At 61.4% G+C, this 6,859-nt stretch carries 6 protein-coding genes; 1 reads left to right on the plus strand and 5 read right to left on the minus strand.

The features are described from left to right. Positions 1-181: 181 nt before the first annotated feature. From Q0J60_RS06400 to Q0J60_RS06420, 5 genes are all read right to left on the minus strand, one after another. On the minus strand, positions 182-1,030 hold the full coding sequence (locus Q0J60_RS06400; RefSeq protein ID WP_294439681.1) for an ABC transporter permease: 849 nt from the start codon (positions 1,028-1,030) through the stop codon (positions 182-184). Next, positions 1,030-1,899, minus strand: coding sequence for an ABC transporter permease (locus Q0J60_RS06405; protein WP_294439683.1), 870 nt, complete (start codon positions 1,897-1,899; stop codon positions 1,030-1,032). Before Q0J60_RS06405 ends, Q0J60_RS06400 begins: the two co-directional genes overlap by 1 nt. Further along, positions 1,899-2,750 (minus strand): phosphonate ABC transporter ATP-binding protein, encoded by an 852-nt coding sequence (gene phnC, locus Q0J60_RS06410; protein ID WP_294439685.1) that lies wholly within the window; start codon positions 2,748-2,750, stop codon positions 1,899-1,901. Before phnC ends, Q0J60_RS06405 begins: the two co-directional genes overlap by 1 nt. 322 nt (positions 2,751-3,072) lie before the next feature. Further along, positions 3,073-4,143 (minus strand): phosphate/phosphite/phosphonate ABC transporter substrate-binding protein, encoded by a 1,071-nt coding sequence (locus Q0J60_RS06415; protein ID WP_294439686.1) that lies wholly within the window; start codon positions 4,141-4,143, stop codon positions 3,073-3,075. A 346-nt stretch (positions 4,144-4,489) separates the two neighbouring features. Next, complete coding sequence (locus tag Q0J60_RS06420; RefSeq protein WP_294439688.1) at positions 4,490-5,710, minus strand: AI-2E family transporter; 1,221 nt, start codon at positions 5,708-5,710, stop codon at positions 4,490-4,492. Between the two features lie 387 nt (positions 5,711-6,097). Between Q0J60_RS06420 and Q0J60_RS06425 the strand changes: the two genes are divergently transcribed. Beyond that, positions 6,098-6,859 (plus strand): Glu/Leu/Phe/Val dehydrogenase dimerization domain-containing protein (locus tag Q0J60_RS06425; RefSeq protein ID WP_294439691.1); only part of this gene is annotated, 762 nt, incomplete at its 3' end.

Here is a 6,859-nt window from a genome sequence, read left to right on the forward strand (position 1 = left end):
GCACCCGCATCGCTACCGCTCGCTTCGCTCGCTATGCGCGATGCTCCGACGTTCTGCTTTGTGAATGATTTGAGCCGCCAAGTGTCGTCGGGCACCCTCCCCGGGGCCCATGCGGCACTCCAATGACCTACTCGATTGTTGCCGCTTCAAGCGACACGTTCGAATACCACCGTCGCATCCGCTACTGCTGCACGATGAAGCGTTTGCGCAGCTGGGTGGCGATGATCTCCAGTACCACGGCAACGGCCAGGCACATGTACACAATGAGACCCACTTCGTGTAGGTTCAGATAGAAGCTGCCGGCCAAGAACAACTGGTAGCCAATGCCGCCCGCACCGGCCACGGCACCCACGGCAACCGCGTTCACGAAGTTGATCTCAAAGCGGATGAATGTCCAGGAAAGCAGCTCGTTGGTCTTGGCGGGGATGACCGCCTGGAACACGATCTGCCACCAACGGGCACCCGATGCGCGCAGCGCCTCAAGCGTGCCGGGGTCGATCTCCTCGAACGCCTCGGAATAGGCCTTCACCAGGTAGGCGATGCTATGGAACAGCAGGCCCGCCACCGCAGCCTCAGGCCCGAGCCCGATGGCCACCGAGAACACGAGCACCCAAAGAATCGTGGGCACCGCGCGAAAGATCGACATCAGGATCTTGATGACGTTGCTGGCAGCCTTGTTGGACAGATTCACGGCCGCGAACAGGCCGAACACGAACGCGATAACGGCTCCGATGAACGTGGTGAGCGCTGCGAGCGCAAGCGACTCGAACAGCCCCACAATCATGTCCTCGGCGGTGAAGTGCCCCGCGAGGCCCGGCGAAGACATCATCTGCCAGAAGTCGCCGAGCGCGGCGACGCACGCATCGAAGAAGTTGACCTTGCCGTAGACCATGATGGCCATGGCGAACACGGTCACCGCGGCGAGCACGCCCACTACTACCCACAGAGCGGCATCGGCCTTATGCATCACATGCACGCGAAGCTTGCCGGAGCGCGAACGGCGGACGGCCGAAGAAGTTGCCTCGCTCATTACATGATCCTCCTTCGGATGTAATTGGAAAGCGTCTCGCAGGCGATCACCACGAGCACGATGGTCACCAGCGTGAGGCCCGCCACGTCGTAGCGGAAGCTCTTGTAGTACACGTCGAACACAAAGCCGATGCCCGTGCCGGTGAGGATGCCTACCAGCGTGGCGTCGCGGATGTTTGTCTCAATCATGTAGAGCACCCAGCTGATGATCGAGGTGACGCACATGGGCATGACGCACTGCACCACAATCTGGAAATACGTTGCTCCCGCCGCGCGAAGCGCCTCGATAGGACCGGTGCTCATCTCGTCGATCGTCTCAAGGAAGCACCTGGTCAGATAGCCGAACGAGGTGAGAAAGAGCGCGAGGAAGCCGGTAAATTCGCTCTGCTTGAAGCTAAACAGCAAGACGAGCGCCCATGCGACCACGGGGATGTTGCGGAAGATCGACGCGATGGCGCGCACGATGATCGACGTGGGGCCGCCGATGCCGGTGGTGCGGCTGCCCAATACGGCGAGAACGAACGCGAACACCGCCGCGATGCAGCTCGAAGCCACCGAGGCGAGGATGGTGGACCCAAGCGCCGGAAGAATGGATTCGAGCTTGGAGAGCGAATCCACCGTGGGCATGAATTCCGCAGCCATCCAGGCGATGCCGGCAGGGATATCCACCACGGCCGACACGAAGTCGAAATCGACGAACGCGCCCGATACGCCGTTGATGACGAAGAAGCCGATCACAAGCGCTAGAAGCACGAGCGTTTTCTTGCGGAAGAAAGCGTTAGTAGCAGCAAGGCTCGCATTGGTCCCGGTGAGGCGCGTGCTCGCCTTCGCCGATGCCGGGCCCTCTACCGCCAGCTTACGGGCGCGCATCACGCCACCCCGGTGCTAGAGGTGCCCGCGGCACCGCCCGCCACATCAGCCTGCACGATGGTGGGAACCATGCGATCGCCCGGCAGACCCTCGATGTCCACATCGCCGTAGACCGTGTGGATGACCTCCTCGTTCACCTCGTCAGGCGTGCCCTCGAACACCTTGCGGCCCTTCGCCAGGCCCACAATGCGGTCCGAGAACTCCAGCGCGAAATCCACCTGATGCAGGTTGACCAGGCACGCTATGCCCAGCTCGTCGGCCACCCAGCGCAAACGCTCCATGACTGTGCGCGAGCTTTTGGGGTCGAGACTCGCAATGGGCTCGTCGCACAGCATGAGCAGGGGTTCCTGCACAAGGGCGCGCGCGATACCCACGCGCTGCTTCTGGCCACCTGAGAGCTGGTCGGTGCGCTTGTAGGCGAAATCGGCCAGGCCCACCTGATCGAGCACCTTGAACGCGAGCGCCTTCTCGTCCTCGGAATACAGGCCGAGCGCGCCCGCGAGGGTCGATTTGTAACCGAGGCGCCCGTGCAGCACGTTCTCGATCGCCGTCATGCGGTACACCAGGTTGTAGTGCTGAAAGATCATACTGATGCGCTGGCGCGCGAGGCGCAGGTCGCGCTTGCCCAGCTGGGTCATCTCGCGCCCGTCGAAGACCACCGAACCCGACGTGGGCTCGATGAGGCGGTTGATGCAGCGCAGAAGCGTAGATTTGCCGGCGCCCGAAGCGCCGATGATGGTCACGAACTCGCCGCGGCGCACGTTGAGCGACACGTCGTCGAGCGCCTTGGCATCGCCCTTGTAGCACTTGGTGAGTCCGCGGATATCCAGAAGGATATTCTCGTCAGCCATGTATATCTCCATTCGAAATGATTAATGCGGACCAGAGCTTGCAGCCGTCGATCCGTCGCGGGCCTTCGCCTGTCGTGCTTTTCGCAATCCCCGCGTCCTTTCGCACTCCCCCGCACCGTCACCCGCTTAAGGAATCCCGTCTTTTTGACGGTAAAAAGTGCGATTCACGGTGAAATTAGCGTCAAAATGACGGGATAACCTCAAGACTCAGCACGGCGGGAGGCAAAACGACTGCACTATGAGCCAGGCCGGGCGACTGTTGATAGCTGGGCGCGAGAAAGCCCGGCACCCGCATGGGATGCCGGGCAAGCCACGAGTTTCTTTACACGTTGCGAATCGGGTCGTACCAGGAATCCTCGACTTCCACGAAGCCCATGGCGTCAGAATCCTTGGTGAAGATGCCGGAAGCGTTCTCATCCTCGGGATCCACAAAAATCTGCGGGTCGTTGGCGACCGCGTCAGAGCAGAAGTACTCGGTAATCTTGGTGCGGGTCTCCTCGTCGAGAGCCTCGGTGTTGTAGCAGAAAGGCGCGTTCAGGACGGGGGTGATCTGGATGATCACGAACTCTTTGCCGGCAACGGTGTCGACAGGAGCCTCGGCATCCTCGCGAGCGCGGTAGACGGCGCCCACGGTGTTCTCCTCGCCTTCGACAAGCTCCAGATACATATCCACGTCAACGTCGTCGAACGCGGCGGCATCGCAGTCGCCGGCGAGCAGGTTGACCATGGAGCCGGCATGGGAGTTGCCGAACAGCACCTCGCTGAAGAACGCGCCGCCCTCGAGCAGCTCATCAGAGCTCCCCAGGCCGAACTCGCTCACGATGGCAGAAGAAGGAATCGCGAAGCCCGAGGTGGAAGTGGCGCTCACGAAGGAGAACGACTTGCCCTTGATGTTCTGGATGGAGTAGGAGTCGCCGTCCTTGTACTGATCGGCATCCTCCTTACGCACGCAGATGCGGCTGTAGTAGCAGGCGCCGTCCAGGCCGCCCTCCTCGTCGCTCTGGGTAAACGCGCACACGACCTGCGGGTTCTTCTCGTGAGCCTGGCAGTAGCCCTCGGCACCAAGGTAGGCCATCTGAGCGTTGCCGGAAACGATGGACTCAATGGCCACGTTGTAGTCGGTGGTAGTGAGCAGCTCCACCTGGCGTCCGCAGGCGGCGGTAACGGCGGCGCCCATAGCCTCGCGCGCGGCCGAAAGGTCGGCGGAGGAGTTATCGGGCAGCCACACGAAGGTGATGGGGTCGGTAGAAGCGGCGGCCTCTCCCGAACCGGAGTCGGCGGCGGAGCTTCCATTGGAGCTCGAGCAGCCGGTCATGGCGGCCAGGGCGGCAAATCCGGCGATTGCGGCGGAACCCTTCAGAAAGTTGCGGCGGGAGATTTCAATGTTTTGCATGATGCGTATTCCTCTTCAATCCTCTTGTCCGAATGACATGCCGCCCGCACACGTGGCCTTCGATGCTCGGCGGGGCGCGGGACCGGGTGCGCTCCGCCGAAGCAAAAGGGCCGCCACGTGCAAGACATCGAAACCGGGCGACGGGTTCATATGGTAGGAACGCTTCGTCAGAGGCTTTCGAGGGATGCGCCAACTTATGAAGAAGGTTGTGTAAGGGGCTTGAACAATTACGCCGCCAAATGCAAAGAGGTAGCAAAAAATGCAAAGTGACAGCAAAAAGCCCCGCGATTGCGAGGCTCAAGAAAAACGCATGCAAAGGTTTGGTAAGAGCAGAGAACGCCTTCCGCTACTGCACAGCGCCCTCCTCGGACGGCTTCTCTTCCGTCGAAACCCGCTCGAGTTTTGCCGCCTGCGCTTTCGCGGCGCGCATCTTGGCGGCGCGCTCGATGACGAGCGTGCGCACGGTGGCAACGGCGGGCACGCCCAGGAACATGCCCAGCACGCCGAACAGCGCACCGCCCACGAGCACCGCCGCGAACACCCAGATGCCCGGCAGGCCGACCGAGGCGCCCACCACATTGGGATAGATCAGGTGCGACTCGATCTGCTGGAGAATAATCAGGAACACGACGAACCACACGGCCATCATGGGATCCACCGTGAGGATCATCAGAAAGCCCACGGCGCCGCCCAACCATGCGCCGAACACCGGCACGAGCGCAGTCATGCCCACGCAGGCTCCTACAGCAGGCGCATACGGCATACCGAAGATGGTCATGCCGATGGCGCACAGCGTGCCGAGGATGACCGCCTCGATGCATTGCCCCGTGATGAATCGGGAGAAGCTATCGTTTGCCACATGCGCGGCATGGCGCACCGCGCGGGCGCCCTTCTGGGGAAGAAGCAGGTCGACAGCAGCGCGCGCGCCGTTGATCACGCGCTCCTTGTCGATCAGGATGTACAGCGAGAACACCACGGCGACGATGCCGATAAACACGCCGTGCGCAATGGAATACACCGTCGAGAACACCGTCGTCAAGATGGAAGAAATCTGCGAAGTGCCTTCGCTGCTGCCGCTGGACAGGCTCTCGAAAAGCTTGGTGAAGCTTTCCCGCAGGTTATCCAGACCGCCGGCTCCAAGGGCGCTCAGCAGCGCGTCCTCGTTCTGCTCGCCCCACGAGTAGGCGTTCTGGGCGACCATCATCACGCCGTTCTCAAGCACATCCCAGCTCGCCCTGATCTGCGGAAACACCAGGTTCACGATGATGGCGACGATGGCCGCGATGATGGCGATGGAAAGAATCAGGCACACGGGCCTGCGCGTGGCATTCGCCACCTTGTTCTCGGATTTAGGGAAATAGATGCGCTCGAGCCGCCCCATGATGAGGTTGAGCACGTAGGCGATGATGCAGCCCAAAAGCAGCGGAAGCACCGCGGTCCACACCGCGAGCGAGGCGGCAACAACCTGCTTGGAATACACAACGCCCATCGCGGCGACGAACAGGAGGAACGCCGCGAACACCATCCAAATCGCCCTTCGCAGCGCGCGCTTCTTCTCTTCCGCCATGTAACTCTCCTGTTCCGGATGACAAACTTGTCGCTCTAGAGCGCCATCACAAAAGGCGCCCCCATCGTTTTGCCTGCCTATAGTAACGCACCATATGCATCCCGAGCGCGTTCGTTGCCGTATCGATGCCCATTCCACCACACGTTCAATCTCTGGGACGCATGGTTCTTTTGACAGAGTACATGTTGGGATCTGGCGCACGCGCCTATCCCCGGCTCCGACATCTTCTTCAGCCCCGTAAGGGTTTGCGCCCTACGCGCCATGGTATCTTTCTATTCGTCTACCAACCGAAACATACCCGTTACATGAGTGAAACAAATTCCCTCTATCGTGATAAAGTGCAATGTTGCGAAAGAGAGAACACCTATCGCAGAGAAAGGAATACCGATGTCCTACGCTTCCCGCGTCCTTGAGGACCTCAAGGCGAAGAACGCCCACGAGGCGGAGTTCATCCAGGCCGCAACCGAGGTCCTGGAAACCCTGGAGCCCGCCCTGGACGCCCATCCGGAATATGAGGAGAACGCCATCCTCGAGCGCCTGGTCGAGCCCGAGCGCATCATCTCGTTCCGCGTGCCCTGGACCGATGACGAGGGCAAGGTTCACGTCAACCGCGGCTACCGCGTCGAATTCAACAGCGCCATCGGCCCCTACAAGGGCGGCCTGCGCTTCAATCCCACCGTCACGCAGGGCATGCTCAAGTTCCTGGGCTTCGAGCAGATTTTCAAGAACAGCCTGACCACGCTGCCCATGGGCGGCGGCAAGGGCGGCTCGGACTTCGACCCCAAGGGCAAGTCCAACCGCGAGATCATGGCGTTCTGCCAGTCCTTCATGACCGAGCTCTCCCGCCACATCGGCCCCAACACTGACGTTCCTGCTGGCGACCTGGGCGTAGGCGGCCGTGAGATCGGCTACATGTTCGGCCAGTACAAGCGCCTGCGCAACGAGTGGTCCGGCGTGCTCACCGGCAAGGACCTCCCCTCCGGCGGTTCGCTCGCCCGCACCGAGGCCACTGGCTACGGCGTGGTGTACTTCGTGGACGAGTACCTCAAGTGCAACGGCGACTCCTTCGAAGGCAAGAAGGTCGTCGTCCACGGCTCCGGCAACGTTGCCATCTACGCCATCCAGAAGGTCGCCCAGCTCGGCGGCACC

Source organism: uncultured Slackia sp., assembly GCF_944321625.1.
Lineage (GTDB): Bacteria > Actinomycetota > Coriobacteriia > Coriobacteriales > Eggerthellaceae > Slackia.

Coding starts and splice junctions, on each gene's coding strand:
- Q0J60_RS06405 (WP_294439683.1), bottom strand. CDS start 1,899: ATGCGCGCCCGTAAGCTGGCGGTAGAGGGCCCGGCATCGGCGAAGGCG.
- Q0J60_RS06415 (WP_294439686.1), bottom strand. CDS start 4,143: ATGCAAAACATTGAAATCTCCCGCCGCAACTTTCTGAAGGGTTCCGCC.
- Q0J60_RS06400 (WP_294439681.1), bottom strand. CDS start 1,030: ATGAGCGAGGCAACTTCTTCGGCCGTCCGCCGTTCGCGCTCCGGCAAG.
- phnC (WP_294439685.1), bottom strand. CDS start 2,750: ATGGCTGACGAGAATATCCTTCTGGATATCCGCGGACTCACCAAGTGC.
- Q0J60_RS06420 (WP_294439688.1), bottom strand. CDS start 5,710: ATGGCGGAAGAGAAGAAGCGCGCGCTGCGAAGGGCGATTTGGATGGTG.